Here is a 19,711-nt window from a genome sequence, read left to right as displayed (position 1 = left end):
CAAATACCATTAGCTTGAATTAAACGTTAAAAACAAGGGGGCTTGCCTTCAATGAAAAAACTGCGATGGGGTATTATCGGTGCAGCTAATATTGCTAAACAACAAGTTATTCCAGCAATCCAACAAACAAACGAAGCAGAAATCATAGCAATTGCAAGTCGAAGTGAAGAAAAGGCGCAGCAATTCGCAATCAACTTCAATATCCCAAACGTATACAACTCATACGAAGCATTAATCGAATCGCCAGAAGTTGATGCAGTGTACATAGCACTTCCGAACACGCATCACAAAAAATGGGCACTTGCAGCTATCCAAGCAAAAAAACATGTGCTTTGTGAAAAGCCAATTGTTCTACAGGCAAGTGATCTCAGGGAGCTTCAAAGTGAAAGCGACAAACACGGTGTCATTCTAATGGAAGCATTCATGTACCGTTTTCACCCACAAATGGCAAAAGCAAAAGAGCTTCTAAAGCAAGGAGTAATCGGTGACGTACTAACAATCCGTTCCAGATTCCATTTCACAATAGAAGACTGGGACAATGATATCCGTCTGAATCCAAATCTCGGCGGAGGGGTATTCAATGATATCGGCTGTTATCCGTTAAATGCAATTCACTACTTAATAGAAGAAAGTCCGGTAAATGTCCAAGCATTGGCCGGTAAATCTGACAAGCAAGTTGATACACATGTTACAGTACAGCTCAATTATCCATCGGGCATTCTTGCTCAAGTCGATGCTAGTTTTTACGCTCCGATGACAAATACGGTCGATATTATCGGGACAAAAGGTACGATGCAGCTACCATTTGCATTCCGCTCTGACTTAAATGGTCACGAAGGAATCATTCAATACGAATCAAACAACGAAACGTATTTCATTACCGAACTAGCTGCAAATGCATACGTAGAGCAAATAAAAGCATTTCAATTAGCTATCCAAAATAACGAATTACCTTTAAATTACACAGCGGCACAAATGCTGCAACAAGTGATAGAACTCGAAAAAATTAATCGATTACTGCATTAGAAAGGGAGTGTCCAAATGTCTAAAGTCATTGAAGAACTAACGAAATATGCTCATAAACTTGTAGATCAAGGACTAGTTGTAGGAGCAGGTGGAAATTTAAGTATGCGCGATGGAGACGATATGTATATTTCTCCAAGTGGCTTTGACTTGAAGGAAATTGAACCGCATCAATGGGTTAAGGTGAATATTACAACTGGGGAAGTAGCAGGAGATTTACGCCCATCATCCGAAGTTCTCATGCATTTGGAATGTTTCCGAAAAAGTGATGAAATTCAAGCAGTGCTTCATGCACACCCTACCTATTCAGTCGGTGTTTCTTCTGCAGGAAAAGATATCCCTGCTTTATTTCCAGACTTTCCGGCGATGGTGAAAAGTGTTGGGTATATCGATTATGTTATACCAACGACAAATGTTCTTGCGGAGAAAGTGGCGGAACTTGTTGGAAAGCACGAAGTAATGATCATGCGTAATCACGGCGTTTTGACGTTAGGAAAAACGATGAAAGAAGCATATTTCTTCATGCAACTAACTGAAGAATCTGCAAAAGTGTATACGATTAGTAGCATTTTTGGAGGACCAAGAGTTTTAACGGACGAAGAATGTGTGGAGCTACGAAACCTTTCAGCGGAAAGATATCGCTCTAAATTGCTTAAAGAGTAGGAGGCTAACTTTATGAAAACGGTTCTTGCCTATGATTTAGGTGCTTCCAGTGGTCGACTCGTTGCCCAAGGGTTCGATGGGGAAAAGCTTGAAATGACTGAAATTCATCGTTTTACAAACAAGCCAGTTTATGAAAATGGGCATTATTTTTGGGATTATGAGCACCTGATTCGTGAATTGAACATTGGCATAAACAAAGTCGACTTTCAAGCAGAATCTTTAGGTATCGATACATGGGGCGTAGATTTCGGGTTGCTCGGGCAAAATGGTGCACTCGTTTCCAAACCCTTTTCATACCGAGATACGTATACGGAGCCGCATGTTCAGCAAGCAACAAACAGTATTCCGGCCTATGAATTATTCAGGCAAACGGGCAATGAAATATCCGCCATCAATACATTATTTCAGCTACTAGCAATCCAGAGCCACTACCCGCATTATCTAGAAAAAACAGCACAAATATTAATGACGCCAAACTTACTCATGCATGCATTATCAGGTGTTGCAATGAACGAATTTACGATTTCATCCACATCACAGCTCGTAAATGCAAACAAGCAATGGGACGAACAAATTCAAAACACTTTTTTCAATAAAACACTACCATTTGCATCTATTGAAATGCCGCACCAAGTTGTCGGTAATTTAATAGCGAATAAAAACATCAAAATGGCACTCGTACCAGGACATGATACAGCATGCGCATTGTCGGCGCTCCCGATCCAAAAAGCCAACTCTATTTTCATGAGCATTGGCACATGGGGGCTTATCGGAAAAGAAGTGAAAACTTCAATAATAACAAGAGAAGCGTTTCAAGAAGGTTTTACAAACGAAGGAACGAGCGAAGGGCACTATCGATTCCAAAAAAACGCAATGGGATTTTGGATTTTACAAAAGTTGAGAGAAGAGTGGAAGCAACAAGGAATCCACTTCACATATGATCAAGAAATTCACGAAATCACAAAAGCAAAACCGTTTCAAACATTCATCGACCCAGATGACGCAGCATTTTTTAACCCAACGTCGATGACTGAAGCGATCAAAAACTATTGCAGCAAAACAAATCAACAAGCACCCGAAACACCTGGAGCGCAAATTCGCTGCTTCATCGAAAGTTTGGCACTAAAATATGCACACACGATCAACCAAATCGAAAAAATTACGAACTCCAACGCATCAGAAATTTATATCGGTGGTGGAGGAACGCAAAATGCAAAACTATGCCAATTTATCGCGAATGCAACGGGGAAAATAGTTTTCACTGGACCGCCAGAAGTGAGCTCTATTGGCAACGGACTTTCTCAGCTCCGTGCACTTGGAGAAATTCATACGATTGAAGAAGGTCGTCAACTTGTCGCGGACTCTTTCAGAATGAAGGAATATGAGCCGCAACAAACAAGTGAATGGCAAGCAGCAACGAAAGAATTTCAAAAACTACTACATACCTGATGGAGGGGACAAATATGTCAAAAGAACGTTATATTGGAACACTACCAAAAATAGGAATTCGCCCAACGATAGATGGTCGTCGCAATGGAGTACGTGAATCACTTGAAGATACTACGATGAATATGGCAAAAAACGTGGCAAAGTTTTTATCTGAAAATCTAAAATATTATAACGGCGAACCAGTAGAATGTGTAATTGCTGACACATGTATCGGTGGAGTAAGGGAAGCCGCACAAGCCGCAGAAAAGTTTAAAAAAGAAGGAGTCGGCGTTTCCATTACCGTTACCCCTTGCTGGTGCTACGGAAGTGAAACGATGGATATGGACCCACATTTACCAAAAGCAGTATGGGGCTTCAATGGAACAGAGCGTCCAGGTGCAGTTTATCTTGCTGCTGTACTAGCAGGCTATAACCAAAAAGGACTTCCTGCCTTCGGGATTTACGGGCATGATGTGCAAGATGCTGGTGATCCAAACATTCCAAATGACATTCAAGAAAAACTTCTACGCTTTGCGAAAGCAGGACTCGCTGCTGCCATGTTAAAAGGAAAATCCTATCTGTCAATTGGTTCGGTTTCGATGGGGATTGCGGGAAGTATCGTAAAGGATGATTTTTTCCAAGAGTACCTTGGAATGCGCAATGAATACATTGATTCGAGTGAATTGATCCGCCGTATGGAGCTTGAAATTTACGATACTGAAGAATACGAAAAAGCGCTTCAATGGGCGAACGAAAATTTAATTCGCGGTGAAGATAATAATAAAGAAGAATTCAAACGTACCGATGAAGAAAAACAAAGTGACTGGGAACGTTCGATTAAAATGGCCCTCATTTCAAGAGACTTAATGATTGGCAATGAAAAGCTGAAAGAAATGGGCTTTGAAGAAGAATCAAACGGGCGCAACGCTATTATTGCTGGATTCCAAGGGCAGCGTCAATGGACGGATTACTTCCCGAATGGAGACTTTATGGAAACAATTTTGAACTCATCATTTGATTGGAACGGTAAACGTGCACCGTATTTACTGGCAACGGAAAATGATAGCTTAAACGGCGTCACAATGGCAATGGGTCACTTGCTAACGAACACTGCACAAATCTTCGCAGACGTTCGCACATACTGGAGTCCAGAAGCAGTAGAACGCGTAACAGGTAAAAAACTAACTGGCAGAGCGGAAAATGGCTTTATTCATCTGATTAACTCTGGCTCGGCTGCACTGGATGGAACAGGTCGCCAAAAAATCGATGGCAAACCAGCGATTAAACCATTTTGGGAAATTACAGACGAAGAAGTGAAAGAAACACTTGAAAATGTACAGTGGCGTCCGGCGTCGACCGAATATTTTAGAGGTGGTGGCTACTCGACAGACTTTACAACTAAGGGAGATATGCCTGTCACAATCGCGCGTCTCAATTATGTAAAAGGCTTAGGACCAGTGCTACAAATTGCAGAAGGTCATACAATAGAACTGGAAGACGATATGCACGATACACTCGATCTTCGTACAGATCCAACATGGCCAACAACTTGGTTTGTACCGAACTTAACGGGCGAAGGTGCATTCACAGATGTCTATTCTGTTATGAATAACTGGGGTGCAAACCACTGCGTCGCGAGCTACGGACATATCGGTGCAGACTTGATTGCACTTGCTTCCATTTTGCGAATTCCTGTTAACATGCATAACATCGAAGCATCGAGCATTTTCAGACCGAGTGCTTGGAACATGTTTGGAACAGATCAAAGCGAAGCAGCGGACTTCCGTGCATGTCAAAATTTCGGTCCTCTTTATAAATAAGGAGGTAACTTTCATGAAATACGCAATCGGTATTGATTATGGAACTGAATCAGGTCGTGTTATTTTAGTAAACATCGAAAACGGCGATATTGTCGCAACTAGTGTGACGCCATACCCCCATGGCGTCATTACTGGGAAAGAAGGAAAAGAATCCGCACTTCAAGTGCCGCAAGATTATCTAGATGTACTTGCAAAATCGATTCCAGAAGTACTCAAAAACATCGATCCAACTGATGTAATCGGAATCGGCTTAGATTTCACATCGTGTACAATCTTACCTGTGAATGAAAAGTTAATACCGCTATGTGAATTACAGCAGCATAAAGACAACTCGCATGCCTATGTGAAATTGTGGAAGCACCATGAAGCAGAGGACGAAGCGAAGCAACTAACGAAAATAGTACAAAACGAAAAATGGATTCAACGATACGGGGGCATCATTTCATCTGAATGGATGCTCCCTAAAATAATGGAAATAGCAAACGACGATCCAGCACTTTTTGAAGAAACCGCATTTTTCCTAGAAGCGGGAGATTGGGTCGTTTCCAAGCTAACGAACACACTTACACGCAATAGCTGTTCCGCTGGCTACAAAGGAACATGGCATAAAGAAACAGGTTATATTGCAAATGAAACATTAAAAAAGATCCATCCTGCACTCGACAATATATACAATACAAAGCTTGCAGGAGAAGTGAAATCAACAGGTACAAAGGCAGGTACCTTGTCTAAAAAAATGAGCGAACTTACAGGGCTACGCGAAGGAACACCAGTAGCAGTTGGAATTATTGATGCACATGCAGCATTGCCCGGGGCAGGAGTAAGTGAACCCGGAACACTTGTGATTGTAATGGGTACTTCATCTTGTCATTTACTTCTAAGTGACAAAGAAGTACTCGTCCCTGGAATTAGTGGCGTAGTAGAAGACGGTATCCTACCAGGATTTTACGCGTACGAAGCAGGGCAAGCGGCTGTTGGTGATTTATTTGCACACTTCATAAAAAAATATAACGCAGATTTTCAAACGTTAACAGAACAAGCGCGGCTACTTAAACCAGGAGAAAGCGGACTTATAGCACTCGATTGGCATAACGGCTGCAGAACGCCTTATGTAGACGCAACTCTTTCTGGACTCTTAATAGGGGAAAAGCTTTCTACACAACCGTATGAAATTTACCGAGCTTTATTGGAAGCAACTGCTTTTGGAACGCGTGTCATTATCGAGCTTTTCGAAAACAACGACATTAAGGTAAACAAAGTAGTGGCAACGGGAGGAATCCCAAAGAAAAATACGTTACTTATGCAAATTTACGCAGATATTTTGCAAAAGGAAATTACCGTTATAGAGAACGACCAAGCACCAGCACTTGGAGCAGCAATACTTGGAGCGGTTGCAGCAAATGCCTACAACTCATTCCCAGAAGCAATCAACCAAATGGCATCCAAAGAGTACATCACCTACAAACCAAATAAAGAAAACGAACAAACTTACAATGAATTATTTGATATGTACGAAAAACTAAGTACATACTTTGGAAAACAATCATCCATTATGTACGACTTGCACAAATTGAAAGGGGAGAAACAACAATGATTGAAAATCTATGGGAAACGTCTACTCAAACAGTCGAAGCAAACACACTAGAGGAACTAACATTCCGCTCGAACCTAATCGGAACTGATCGTCGTGTTTGCAACTGGGGAGGCGGCAACACTTCTTTCAAAACAACAGCACTCGATTTTCGTGGGCAAGAAGTAGAAATTATGTGGGTAAAAGGGAGTGGCTCTGATCTTGCAACGATGAAAGAATCGAACTTCACAGCACTCCAACTCGAACATATTCTTCCACTTCAAGAACGTGAAGACATGACGGACGAAGAAATGGTCAATTTTCTGGGGCATTGCATGATTGATAAATCGCATCCTCGTGCTTCCATTGAGACGCTTTTACATGCATTTCTTCCATATAAACATGTGGATCATACACATCCAGACAGTATTATTAGCATTTGCTGTGCACCAAACGGAAAAGAAATTGCCAAAGAAATTTTCGGCGACCGATTTGTGTGGGTTCCCTACATACGTCCAGGATTTCTACTATCGAAAATGATTGCAGACGGCGTAAAAAATAACCCAAATGCAGAACTCGTCCTAATGGAAAAACACGGTCTCGTTGTATGGGGGAAAACAGCGCGCGAAAGCTACGATAAAACGATTCAAATCATTAACGAAGCAAAAGCATATATTGACGAAAAATTAGAGACAACACCTGCATTCGGTGGTCAAATAGTAGAAGCATTATCACCAGAAAAACGCCTTGAAGTATTAAATGAAATTCTCCCAATTATTCGTGGGCAAGTATCGAAAAATAAAGGAATGATTGTCTCTTATGACGATGCAGATGATGTACTCGAATTCGTCAACAGTGCACGTGCAAGTGAATTATCGCAAGTTGGAGCAGCATGTCCAGACCATTTAGTGCACACAAAACGTGTTCCACTATTCGTCGACGATATCGCAACAATTAAAACGAGCATTGAAAATTACCAAAACGATTACAAAAATTATTTTGAAACATACGCGTTAGAAAATGACGAAATGTTCGACCCATCCCCACGCGTTATTTTAATAAAAGGCATCGGTATGATTAACACAGGTAAAGACAAAGCATCGGCATTAGTAAGTGGCGCTCTTTACCATCGAGCAATTTCTGTTATGAAAGGCTCTGACGCACTAGGTGGATTCACATCCCTATCAGCTGAGGAATCATTTGGCATCGAATACTGGCCACTTGAATTATACAAATTATCACTAGCTCCAAAAGAAGCCGAATTCTCTAGGAAAGTAGCATTTGTCACAGGAGGGGCAGGCGGAATCGGGAGTGAGACTTGCCGACTACTCGCATCACAAGGCGCACATGTAGTCCTTGCAGATCTTAACCTAGAAGGTGCAGAAAAAATCGCGAGCGACATAAACGCAACATACGGAGTGGGTCGTGCAATCGCGGTGCAAATGGACGTGACGAATGAAGAGCAAATTATCGCATCGTTCCAGCAAGTCATCCGCACATACGGCGGCATCGACATATTGGTCAACAACGCAGGGCTCGCAACATCTAGTCCATTCGAAGAGACAACATTAAAAGAATGGAACTTGAATATGAACGTGCTAGGAACAGGCTACTTCCTCGTATCGCGCGAAGCATTTAAAGTAATGAAAACACAACAAACGGGCGGTAGCATGATATTCATTGGCTCGAAAAATTCAATCTACGCTGGCAAAAATGCATCTGCCTATAGCGCGGTAAAAGCACTCGAAGTTCATCTCGCACGATGCATCGCGGCAGAAGGTGGAGACCTCGGCATCCGTGCTAACTCTGTCCTACCAGACGCAGTATTACAAGGTTCCGCAATTTGGGGCTCCAAGTGGCGTGAGGAAAGAGCCGCAGCATACGGCATTGAGCCAGACGAACTAGAAAATCACTACAAAGAACGCACCGTACTAAAAGAAAACATCTACCCAAGAGACATCGCCGAAGCAATCGCTTTCTTTGCATCTAGCAAATCAGCGAAAACAACGGGCTGCATGCTAACGGTAGACGGTGGTGTAGCGGCGGCATTTACGAGATAAATTTTGAAGGTAGAAAGTTAACTGGCACAATACGGAAATTCAAACAGCGGAGTAAATTTAACTTAATTCAGCAGAAGTCCCCTACTTCTATAAGTGGGGGATGAATGCCAAAAAGGCAATTCTATTCAGTGGGGGTTCAAACCCTGGCTGAATCAAGTTAAGCCCCGGCGGATGCCACAGATTTTTAAGGGAAGTTTTTCGAGCGAGCTCGAAAAAATCTGGACACAATTACGCCGAGGCGTAATTGATGTTTGGTGTCGCATATAATAAAAATCCTCTCAAGCTTACTGCGTGAGAGGATTTGTTTGTGTCATTATCGTGTAAAGGGAAAGCCTTGGTGTAATTAATTTAAATAATCAAAATCCATTGATACGTAATAACTACCCAATAGAAACCGAATAGTAGTAATAAAGCTACTGCGTAAGCAATTGGTGTTTTTGCAAGATTCCAAGCAATCCATCCAAATAGCAAACCAAAAATAAAATCGAAAATAACAGCGATGGGTAATAACATAAATGGTGTCGCCAAATAGCCTACCATATTTATTATAGGTTCCATCAAAATAACTACCGGTAAAACATGGATCACATCATATACATGGGCCATGTTGAAGAAAATAATATACAGACAATTGAGCACCAGAGAAGCAATTCCAAATGCTATACCTCCAAATAGAACCGGTCTATTTTCCATAAAAGTCTTCATCATTGATCACTCCTTAATACGTATCTACGACTGCTCCTAAAACAGCCGCTTTTACAAAATTCTCATTTTGTACGCTTAAAATATCCTTTGGGCTGCCTGTAATTACAGCGCCAACAATCATGATATTATCGGTGTTGATTTTTCCGTTTTCTTGTTTTAGAAAATCATCTACCACTTTTAAGTCGTTATAGTAATTCGTTTTATTTCTTAAAGCTAATTCTAAGTTTTCAACAAATTGATCTACTGGTTTTTCGATTGCCTCCCCAACTTTATTATACAAATGGAATCCCGCAGCATTTACTTCCGATATAACAATTGAAGGCACTCCATCCGATGATTGCAAACCTTGTAAGCTCGTTTCATCATAAGTATCTATCCATGCCCACTGAAAATTTACGTTTTCCGGTAACATATTCTGAACTTCTTTTAATGTGTATGATTTATCGAATGAAATTCCCATCTCTACTTTTTTGTAATCAGGAATATCTGCTACTAAATTCATATCGTTTTTATATGCTTCGTAAGTTATAGCTGGGTGATAGAATTGAAGTTTTCTAACGCCGTCGTAAGTGAATACATCCTTTGTATCTGTTGTTGGCCAGTTAGCATTTAGTGAGAATTCATTAAAGTTCACTTTCCCTGGCACCTTTACTTCTCCTAAGCTTACGGGTTTCCCATCAATGATTTTATATTTGGGAGCTGAAGCACTACTACCAATGAAACGATATTCTTCATCCCACATGCCTAGGTGAGTATTTGCGCCAAACACATTGTAATAAGAATCTATTTCTGAAATATTATTATCAACTAGATAAGGTGTAATTTGTATCTTTTGTAAATAAATTAAACCAAAAATATAAACCGCCATACTTAGACTAATTAAAGCAATTCGGGCGTAATTTTTCCCTTTTGCTTCTTTTATCATTTTTTTTGTATCAGCATTTTCAAAATCAAATAAATCATCCATCTTAGAGTTTTTCATCATTTGTCTCCTCCCATTTCTTTTTGAACGCTAAACGAGCCCTATACAAATAGGTTTTAATCGTTTTTTCATCCATATCTGTTAGTTCTGCAATTTCTTTATAGGACAGCTCCATTTCATATCTTAAGAACAACAAGTTTCGTTGATTAGCATTTAGCAGATCAAGGACTTTTGTTATTTCTTCACCTTTTTCTTTCGCTAAAAACAACATTTCTCCATCAACTTCATCTGCTATTCCGGTGAAAAATTGCTCTTCATCTTCTATGGAGTAGCTCGGATATCGCTTGCTTTTTCGACATAAATCATAATAAGTATGCAGCGCTACCTTAAAAAGCCAAGCTGAAAGATTTTGTTCATGAAGATCCACCATATATTGAATTGCCTTTACAAATGTTCCTTGTACAATATCTTCAGCATCTAACAAACTACATCCATTCTTTATTAAATACTTTTTGATAATGACTGCCTTTTCTATATAAAGTGATGTAATTAAATCATCTGTCAACGCTACCCTTCTCGCTTTCGTATTTTCATTGCCCTCACATTTGTAACGAATGAGGAGATAAAAAGTATACACTTTCGTTAAAAAAATTTTAAAAAAAGTGCTTAATTAAGTGTAGTCTCTCCAAATTTGAAGGAGAGAGGTGGGTAATTAATGGGTAGAAAATTATTTGATTTAATAAATGTTATATATTGCATTGTGAATGAATGTCAGTCATAATGGATTTAAGTGATTAAACTGCTTTATAGGAGGAAGAAAATGAATAAATCATGGATATTTGTTATTCTCACAAGTTTGTGTGAGTTGTTGTGGATTTTTGGTTTTAACGTAGCAAGTACATGGTGGCATTGGGCTATCATTATCCCAATTATCGTAATAGATTTTTGGTTTTTAGCAAAGGCTTGTGAAGGTCTACCAACAGGGACGGTATACGCGGTTTTCGCTGCAGCAGGAACAGTTGGAACAGCGTTAATGGATGTATTTCTATTCAATCACACATTTACTACTATGAAAGTCGTATTCATTTGTGTCATTGTAATTGGTGTCATGATGTTAAACATTGCAGATACTTTGTCTGAGCGTAAACAACAAAAGGAGGCAGCTTAAAATGGGTTGGATATTTGTAATTCTTGCTGCAATTTTCGAGACGATTGGCGTAATTGGACTTAAAAAATATAGTACAACAAAAAATTTACTTAACGCAGTCATATTAATCGCAGGATTTGGTGGGGCCTTTTATTTTTTATATGCTTCATTTGACTATTTACAAGTGAGTATTGCATATGCAGTTTGGATCGGAATCGGGACGACTGCTGCTGTGATTATTAACATGATATTTTTTGGAGAATCGAAAAGCGTCGGTAGATTTGTTGCGGTTTTGGTCATTGTAATCGGTGTTTCTGGACTAAAATATGTTTCGTAATGAGTAATAGAGAATAAACTCTTTCACTTTTTTTGGAAATGATCGATATTGTTCTTTTTAGAAAAATTCGTTATGATACAAGTAAATATGAATGAATTTCATTCAATAATTTGAGGTGATACAATGTTGGATAAAAAACAAAAGATTATTGAAGCCACAATTGAGCAGTTTGCATCTAAAGGTGTTGAAAATACAAAAATATCGGATATTGTTAGGGCGGCGGGTATAGCCCAAGGTACATTTTACTTATATTTTCCATCAAAGTTTTCTGTCATGCCGGAAATTGCAAAATATGCTGTTGAAGAGATTATGAAAGAAATCCATTCAAGTATTGATTTATCAGGTGATATTGATAAGAAGATAGAAGATTTAGTAAGCGCAGTTTTTCGGATTACTGACAGTAAGAAAGAAATTTTTGCAATGGTATATGCCGGATTAGCGCAAAGTGAGCATTTAAAGCAATGGGAATCTATATATTCACCATTTTATGATTGGATGTATACATTCTTACAACAATCGATGGAAAAAGGAGAAATCCGAAAGAATATTAATTGTGCGCGTACATCTCGTATTTTAATTGGCCTAATCGAATCTACTGCAGAACAATTATATTTATATGATTCTCCTTCGAATGATGAAATTGTAGCGCAGTATAAAGAATTAGTTGAATTTACTAAAAGTGCATTGAAATAATATGCACTTTTTTTGTATTTATTTTAGTCAAAAATATTTTAATAGTATAATTTCAAAACACCTAATTAATTAAATTTACGTTATTTCGAGAAAAAAGTATTGTAAACGTAATAATATATGTTAATATGAATGATAATCAGTCATTGATATTTTTTTAATTTAAAAATGAATGATAATCAGTCATAAAGATTGGAGGGGTTTTATGTCAGAAGTAAATTTAGTCAGAAGATTAACAGGTAAAGAGCTTGTCGTTTTTGGTTTATCATTAATGGCTCCGATTACTATCTTTACTACATTTGGAATTGCATCAGAAGTGACGGATAGTAGAGTGCCACTAGCGTATATCTTTACTGCATTAGCTTTATCATTAACAGGATATTGTTATGCACAAATGGTCAAGGCTTTCCCTATTTCAGGATCGGCTTACTCCTATGTACATCGGGCTGTCAATTCAAAAGTAGGTTTTTTAGTAGGATGGGCGCTATTAACAAGTTACGCGTTATTGCCAATGGTAAACTATTTAGTCGCAGCAATATTTTTACATTCTATTTTGCCACAAATACCCTATGCTTTTTGGATTATCTTGTTAATAGTTTTGAATACATTTGTTAATATTAAAGGTACAAAAATGGCATCATGGGTAAACACACTTCTTTTAATCTATTCGCTTTTAGTCGTGAGTATATTTTCAATCTTATGTATTCGTTATGTATTAGCAAGCAATGAGGCTTCAACTTTATTTACATTAACACCTTTAATGGGATCTGGATTTGACATGTCTATGATTATGGCGGGTGCCTCGCTCCTATGTTTCTCATACTTAGGATTTGATTCAATTACAACATTAGCAGAAGAAGTAATTGAACCAAAAAAGACAATTCCAAGAGCAATTTATTCAATCATTGCGATTGGAACGTTAATGTTCGTAGTTGTTTCATATTTAGGGACACTTGTCCAACCCAATTATCGGAATTTTACAAATTTAGATTCAGCAGCTGTAGAGTTAGTGACGATGGTAGGAGGAAATTTATTTGTTTCATTCTTTTTAGCTGGGACGTTAATCGGATGTTTTGCATCGGGTCTTGCATCTCAAGCAAGTGCTTCGAGAGTACTGTATGCTATGGGACGAGATAACATGCTACCACAAGTATTTGCTTCTTTAAGTCCAAAATATAAAACACCAGTCTTTAATTTATTATTAATCGCTGCAATTTCGTTATTATCGTTTGTTATGACACTAACATTAGCAACTTCATTTATTAATTTCGGCGCGTTAATCGCATTTTTATTTGTAAACGTGTCTGTTGTTTTTCATTACTATATCAAAACAAATAGTCGCTCATTTGGAGCAACAATAAAATATTTAATCATCCCGAGTCTTGGGTCATTGTTTATCATTTATCTATTATTTAAGTTGGATAGTATATCAATTATATTTGGAATTGTATGGGGGGCTATAGGTGTATGCTATTTAATTTATTTAGTGAAATTTAAAGGAATGAATAAAATTAATTTACAATTTTCTGAGGAGGGGTAAATATGCAACAAGTATTAATTAGTAATCAAGTATTTACAGGAATAAACGATACACCAGTGCCAGGTGCTATTTTAGTTGAAGGAAATAAAATCATTAAGATTGCGTCATCCATCGAGGAGTTAAAACCCCTTTTAAATGAAAATGTATTGGTTCACAATTTTGATGACCAATTAGTCATGGCAGGGTTTCATGATTTTCATCTGCATCTTTTCCCTGGTGCACTACAATTACAAAGTGTTGATTTGAGTGAAAATAAATCAGCGGAAGAAGTCATTCAAGTTTTAAAAAGGGATTGGGATCAACATCAACATAAAGATTGGATTATTGGATTTGGTTGGGACAATGGTGGTTGGGAAGATACTGCACTACCAACGAAAGAATTATTAGATGTACATTTTCCAAACCATCCGATTATATTAAATCATTTAGAATGTCACTATTGTTGGGTAAACAGTAAAGCGCTTGAATTAGCAGAAATTACAAAGGAAACGCCAGACCCTGAATTTGGTGAAATTATTAAAGATGAAAATGGGGAAATTACAGGTATTTTAATGGAAAAGGCGCAAAGTCTTGTGCAAAAATTAGCTTATAATTTTAGTAAAGAAGAAAAGACTTCCATGCTAAATAACTTTTTTGACTATACGGCACGCCACGGCATTACATCTTTAAATGATATGTATGCTCCTTTTTCTGAATTTTTAGATGACTTTGATTTACTCTATGAATTAGAGGGAAGTAAACAATTAAAAGCGAGAGTTCATTTACAACCTAAAATGGATGGTAGTTTAGATCAAGCTAGATTATTTAAAGAACAATATAATCACCCAAAAATTAAAATGAATGGTTTGAAGCAATTTATTGATGGTGTTATAACTGGTCATACTGCATATATGTTAGAAGATTATACAGATGCTTCTCATCGCGGTCATACGACTTATCCGTTACAACAACTAGAAGAATGGATTATTGAGGCTGATAAAAATGGATTTAGCGTACGTTTACACGCAATCGGTGACGGGGCTGTGAAGTTTTCGTTAGATGCTTTTGAAAAAGCTAGAAATTTAAACGGTAGCCAAAAAACGCGCCATACAATTGAACATATTGAATCGATCCGTGATGAAGATATACCACGTTTTAAAGAGTTAAATGTAATTGCATCTGTGCAACCATATCATTTAGCAGCTTTAGAGCAAAAAGTATACTTAGAAAGACTTGGCGAGGAGCGTTTTAAAAATACGTATTTAAGTAAATCATTTATAAAAGCCGGAGCGATGGTAGCTTTAGGGAGTGATTTTCCTGTAGTTCATATCTCACCAATGAAAGAAATATATCATGCGATAACTAGAAAAGATAGTACGCTAGTGAATGATTGGAATACTAATGAAAGTTTGTCTATGACAGAAACATTAAAAGCATACACATATGCACCAGCTTATGGATGCTTCCGTGAAGATAACCTAGGTACTTTAGAAGAAGGGAAATTAGCTGACATCATTGTACTTAATAAAAACTTATTTGAAATTCCATCAGAAGAAATTTTAGAAACGGAAGTAGTATTTACAATGTGTGACGGAGAAGTTGTTTACGAGTTGAAAGGTGCAATTGTTTAAATTAGTTATAAATCATACCCCAATATGATATAACATATATCTCATCTCCACCTGGTATAATATAGGTGGAAAAGAGAAGGTAACCGTTACGGCCGAACTTATTAAAATGAGTTCGGCCGTAATTTATTTAGATCCGATACTAGGCACAGACCATATCATTATAATTGTTAGTATATTCGGTGCAGGTATTGTATTTGCACCGGGTGCACGGTAAGAAAAAATTAAAAGGGAACTAGATGCATCTAGTTCCCTTAAGTGCAAGCTGAAGCAATGCACCGCTATTAGTTAATTTTATTCTACTATACCTACAATGTGTCGCCAATAAATCAAAAAGTTTTTGGTGGCTTCAAGTAATTCAAGGAAATTTAGCAAAATTAAATAGAATAGGAAGAAATAGTTTTCTAAAGATCCACACTTACTATAAAATCTAGTTAAATTCAATTAAGGAGCGACAACGATGATAGCATTTATCGAAAAAGTACGACCGTTTTTACTAACAGATGATGAGCTTTTAAGGGAAGAGTGGCTATTTCATATAAGCGACTTTCCACAAGTACCTGCAAATCTAACGAATGATTTGATGCATTACGCAACGGAACATAAGAAATCTAGAACGAAAATACTTTCGCATGGTCGCTCATTTGGGAAAGATGAAACGACATTGACAATACTAGTTAGCTGGCTAGGACAGTTAAAAGTTAATCAAAAGCTGTTAGTGCAGGGATTTCTAGAAAATGTACCACTACCATTATTTTTTCAGCACGAGCAAATATTTGAGCAGTATGTGACAAAGGATTTCATGCAATTGCAACGACAGCTCTATGCTTTTGAAGGTAAGCAAGGAGAAGAGGTGGCTCCATTAAAAGAGTTATTTATGGCACATATGAAAGCAATGTTTAGTGACTTTTCGATGGACCGCTATCGTCAAGCTGAGAGAATACTAAATCAGTTGATTGCAGCTGGTCTGTATGATGCAGATGAAGCGTATCGTGCGGTTTTAGCGGAAATAGATGACGATTATTATGGGGATTTTGGACTTTTAGGCATTTATGCTTGTGGTAAGTTGCAAGTGCAAAAAGCAATTCCATTATTAGTGCAGCTACTTGAGCGCCATGATGAAGATCTTCTTATGGAAGAGTTGGAAAAAGCATTAGCGGCTATGCAATCAGATGAAGTAGTAGACGCGATTGCTCCGTTTGTTTTGGATAATGCAAAGGGGATTTATGTAATTTCAATTTTGAAGCATATTAAAACACCGTTATCAGAACAAGTGTTACTTGAAGCATTCCCAAAAACTACTGATATCGAATTACAGGAGTTTTTACTCGATGCATTAGTGAGTCATTTTTCGGAGCACGCCATTCCTTTTATTGAACAATTTATCGAGCAGGATAGCTATGCGAACGTATTTGATATGGCCGAAATGTTTTATGCGCATTATAAAACATTAGGGAAATCGCACCCATTATTAGATATATGGCGTAAGGAAAGCCTTGAAAAAAATGCACGCCTTGATTATTCAATGACTATGAATACATTTCCTAATAATCCTACAAATCAAGTCGCATTTTCAAAAATGGAGCCAGTCCAAGTAGAGAAAATTGGCCGCAATGATCCATGTGTTTGTGGAAGTGGGAAGAAGTATAAGAAGTGTTGTGGGAAGTAGGGTTTTAAGCAGAAGCTGTATTTATCACAGAGTTAATTAAAGTACTAACGTGAACGATTTACAACATAACTTTTGATCAATGGACAGTTTCTTATATTAGGAGACTGTCTTTTTATTTTGGTAATACTCAGTTGCTCTAGAGGCAAGTAACAACGAATGTACCTCATTTAAAAATACATAAAATTAGTTGTGTCATACTAAAAATATATGATTTTAATACTTAATATATATTTTACATCTATATATAAGTAGATTAAAATTTATGTTGGTTATTCATAATGTTTACTTTATCAATGTGTAAAATATCCACATATAAATTATATGACGCATTAACGAAAAATTAATAGAGGTGACTAAAATGAAGTATGCAAAAGAGATTGCACGATTTATAGAAGAACGAGAGGTTGAGGCTAAAGAATATTTAAAGCGAATGGTGAATACAGATTGTTATTCTTATGATAAAGAAGGTGTCAATCAAATCGGAATGATCCTTCAAGAGTTTTTGAAAAAATATGATATTCCATTTGTTACTAGAGAAAATAAAGATTTTGGGAATCATATTATTGCAACGATTAAAGGGGGAAAGCCAGGTAAAATCGTATTAATGGGGCATCAAGATACAGTTTTTCCAAAAGATACTGTCAGTGAGCGCCCTTATTTTGAGGATGGAAAGTTTGCTTACGGTCCAGGTGTTTCAGATATGAAGGGCAGTTTAGTGAGTATGATCATAGCGGCTGCAGCGGTAAAAGAATATGCCGGTGCACATATGTGTGATATTGAATTAGTATTTACACCTGATGAAGAAATTGGTTCACCTATTTCAAAATCTGTCATTCAAGAAAGAACGAGAGATGCACTAGGTGTATTTAATATGGAAGCAGCTCGGCCAGACGGTTCGGTAGTTACAGCAAGGAAAGGTTCTGCTCATATGCGCTTTGATATTGAGGGGAAAGCATCTCATTCAGGTGTTGCCATTGAGGATGGAATTAGTGCGATTGACGAATTAGCACATAAAGTATTGAAAATTAAATCATTAATGGACAATGAGAAAGGTGTTACTGTCAATATTGGTACAGTCACAGGTGGAACGGCAAATAACACTGTTGCACCTAACGCAACGGGCACTGTACATGTCGGGTTTTGGCGCTTGAAAGACTATGAAGAGTTAACAGGAAAGGTTCAAGAGATTGTTGATGAAAGTTATGTGGAAGGGACTCATGCTACATTAACATTAGGTGCGGGGATATTACCGATGGAACGAACAGAAAACGTACAGAAAATTTATGATGTTGTTAAAGACGCAGCTAACTTTTTAAATCTTCCAATCACAGAGACGGAGACAAAAGGAGCGGCTGATGCTGGGTTTGCTGCATCATTAGGTGTCCCAACGATTTGTGGAATGGGCCCTGTTGGTGGCAAGTGGCATTCTAAAGATGAATATTTAGTGCTAGATACACTTATACCTCGGATGCAGTTATTAGCAATTAGCATGGTATTATACAGCAAATCTTGCCAGTTAAATTAAATATTAAAGGACGAATTTTATGGATTTAGGCATTGTATTTCAATCAATTTTTCTAATTGCATTGCTCATTTTTTTAGGTTCAATTGTTGCGAGGTTTTATGTATTTAATGAGGATACGAAAAAAATGTATATTACCTTAATAACGAATGTAGCGATGCCTTCGATTATTTTATCAAGTATATTTAGTGTTGAGATTGATCAAAAAATGGTTAAAACACTGGGACTTATTTTTGTTTTTTCGATTATTATCAATTTGATAGGCTTGTTAATAGGTTTTCTTGCGACGATTATTTTTAAAAAATATACGGCTAGAAGTATTGAAGTGGCCATTTTATCTGCGTTTGGAAATACTGGATTTATCGGGATACCGCTCTGTGCTGTATTATTTGGACCAGAAGGCGCACTTTATGCAGCTATATTTGATGCGGGCGTGGACTTTACGATATGGACATTTGGTGTTTATTTTTTGCAACAAGAAAAGCGATTCAGTTTTGGCCTGTTAAAAAGTATGGTAAATCTACCTCTCATAGCAATTGTTTTAGGCTTATTAATCGCCGTTTCAGGTATTCAAGTACCTATTTTAGTTACTGAGTTTACAGGTACTTTAGCAGCTTTAGCAGTCCCATTAGCGATGTTTTACATTGGAGCTACTGTAAATACGATTCGGTCTGCTCGAGTGCGTATTAGTTATTTTGAAGTGATGGTTCCAGTGTTCATTAAATTAGTGTTACTTCCATTAATCGTTGTTTTTATCATAAATGTAAACAATTTAAAGGGATTACTAATAAACGTGATCATCATTCAATCGATGATGCCCGCATTAACATTATCATCTGTATTATTTGCCAAATACTCAAGGGATTACAAAATGGGGGCGCTTGTAACGATTGTATCAACTATTGCTTCTCTATTAATTATTCCAGTAATGTTGTATTTTATTAACGAATATTTGATTCATTTGAGTTAGTTGAAAGGTGGCGTGCTAAACGTTGCCTTTTTTGCATT

The 19,711-nt window shown here is 37.5% G+C and carries 17 protein-coding genes; 14 read left to right on the top strand and 3 right to left on the bottom strand.

The window, feature by feature from the left end:
* Positions 1 to 51 precede the first annotated feature (51 nt).
* Genes MHI10_RS17470 through MHI10_RS17445 form a run of 6 tightly spaced genes read left to right on the top strand, consistent with a single transcriptional unit; the run spans position 52 to position 8,564 of the window.
* Positions 52 to 1,026, top strand: coding sequence for a Gfo/Idh/MocA family protein (locus MHI10_RS17470; RefSeq protein ID WP_340787649.1), 975 nt, complete (start codon positions 52 to 54; stop codon positions 1,024 to 1,026).
* 15 nt (positions 1,027 to 1,041) lie between these two features.
* A complete protein-coding gene (locus MHI10_RS17465) occupies positions 1,042 to 1,686 on the top strand; it encodes a class II aldolase/adducin family protein (RefSeq protein ID WP_340787647.1) in 645 nt (214 codons plus the stop codon).
* Between the two features lie 12 nt (positions 1,687 to 1,698).
* Positions 1,699 to 3,135: a rhamnulokinase gene (locus MHI10_RS17460; RefSeq protein ID WP_340787644.1), complete on the top strand. Its 1,437-nt coding sequence runs from the start codon at positions 1,699 to 1,701 to the stop codon at positions 3,133 to 3,135.
* Positions 3,136 to 3,149: 14 nt separating this feature from the next.
* Entirely contained in the window at positions 3,150 to 4,934 is a 1,785-nt protein-coding gene (locus MHI10_RS17455) for an L-fucose isomerase (RefSeq protein ID WP_340787641.1), read from the top strand.
* Between the two features lie 13 nt (positions 4,935 to 4,947).
* Entirely contained in the window at positions 4,948 to 6,528 is a 1,581-nt protein-coding gene (locus MHI10_RS17450; RefSeq protein ID WP_340787637.1) for a ribulokinase, read from the top strand.
* Positions 6,525 to 8,564 (top strand): bifunctional aldolase/short-chain dehydrogenase, encoded by a 2,040-nt coding sequence (locus tag MHI10_RS17445; RefSeq protein ID WP_340787634.1) that lies wholly within the window; start codon positions 6,525 to 6,527, stop codon positions 8,562 to 8,564. The genes MHI10_RS17450 and MHI10_RS17445 overlap by 4 nt, the downstream gene beginning before the upstream one ends.
* Before the next feature lie 348 nt (positions 8,565 to 8,912).
* On the opposite strand, the gene MHI10_RS17440 is transcribed toward MHI10_RS17445, so the two are convergent.
* Genes MHI10_RS17440 through MHI10_RS17430 form a run of 3 tightly spaced genes read right to left on the bottom strand, consistent with a single transcriptional unit; the run spans position 8,913 to position 10,756 of the window.
* Positions 8,913 to 9,269, bottom strand: a complete 357-nt coding sequence (locus MHI10_RS17440; RefSeq protein WP_340787632.1) for a hypothetical protein — start codon at positions 9,267 to 9,269, stop codon at positions 8,913 to 8,915.
* A gap of 13 nt (positions 9,270 to 9,282) precedes the next feature.
* A complete protein-coding gene (locus tag MHI10_RS17435; RefSeq protein WP_340787629.1) occupies positions 9,283 to 10,251 on the bottom strand; it encodes an anti sigma factor C-terminal domain-containing protein in 969 nt (322 codons plus the stop codon).
* Positions 10,238 to 10,756: an RNA polymerase sigma factor gene (locus MHI10_RS17430; protein ID WP_340787625.1), complete on the bottom strand. Its 519-nt coding sequence runs from the start codon at positions 10,754 to 10,756 to the stop codon at positions 10,238 to 10,240. The genes MHI10_RS17435 and MHI10_RS17430 overlap by 14 nt, the downstream gene beginning before the upstream one ends.
* A gap of 255 nt (positions 10,757 to 11,011) precedes the next feature.
* Here MHI10_RS17430 and MHI10_RS17425 point away from each other — a divergent pair, with 255 nt between their 5' ends.
* From MHI10_RS17425 to MHI10_RS17390, 8 genes are all read left to right on the top strand, one after another.
* Complete coding sequence (locus tag MHI10_RS17425) at positions 11,012 to 11,359, top strand: DMT family transporter (RefSeq protein WP_340787623.1); 348 nt, start codon at positions 11,012 to 11,014, stop codon at positions 11,357 to 11,359.
* Position 11,360: 1 nt separating this feature from the next.
* Complete coding sequence (locus tag MHI10_RS17420) at positions 11,361 to 11,675, top strand: DMT family transporter (RefSeq protein ID WP_340787621.1); 315 nt, start codon at positions 11,361 to 11,363, stop codon at positions 11,673 to 11,675.
* Between the two features lie 123 nt (positions 11,676 to 11,798).
* A complete protein-coding gene (locus MHI10_RS17415) occupies positions 11,799 to 12,368 on the top strand; it encodes a TetR family transcriptional regulator (RefSeq protein WP_340787618.1) in 570 nt (189 codons plus the stop codon).
* Between the two features lie 202 nt (positions 12,369 to 12,570).
* Positions 12,571 to 13,905, top strand: a complete 1,335-nt coding sequence (locus tag MHI10_RS17410) for an APC family permease (protein ID WP_340787615.1) — start codon at positions 12,571 to 12,573, stop codon at positions 13,903 to 13,905.
* Positions 13,906 to 13,907: 2 nt separating this feature from the next.
* Complete coding sequence (locus MHI10_RS17405; RefSeq protein ID WP_340787612.1) at positions 13,908 to 15,515, top strand: amidohydrolase; 1,608 nt, start codon at positions 13,908 to 13,910, stop codon at positions 15,513 to 15,515.
* Positions 15,516 to 15,972: 457 nt separating this feature from the next.
* The gene (locus tag MHI10_RS17400; RefSeq protein WP_340787610.1) at positions 15,973 to 17,181 is read left to right on the top strand and encodes an SEC-C metal-binding domain-containing protein; all 1,209 of its coding nucleotides are present in this window, start codon (positions 15,973 to 15,975) and stop codon (positions 17,179 to 17,181) included.
* A 358-nt stretch (positions 17,182 to 17,539) separates the two neighbouring features.
* A complete protein-coding gene (locus tag MHI10_RS17395; protein WP_340787608.1) occupies positions 17,540 to 18,706 on the top strand; it encodes a M20 family metallopeptidase in 1,167 nt (388 codons plus the stop codon).
* Positions 18,707 to 18,725: 19 nt separating this feature from the next.
* Positions 18,726 to 19,673, top strand: a complete 948-nt coding sequence (locus MHI10_RS17390) for an AEC family transporter (RefSeq protein WP_340787605.1) — start codon at positions 18,726 to 18,728, stop codon at positions 19,671 to 19,673.
* The last annotated feature ends 38 nt before the right edge of the window (positions 19,674 to 19,711 follow it).

This window comes from Solibacillus sp. FSL K6-1523 (genome assembly GCF_038005225.1).
Classification (GTDB): Bacteria; Bacillota; Bacilli; order Bacillales_A; family Planococcaceae; genus Solibacillus.
Note: the sequence above shows the minus strand (reverse complement) of the source record. Positions and strands in the feature narration are given on the sequence as shown.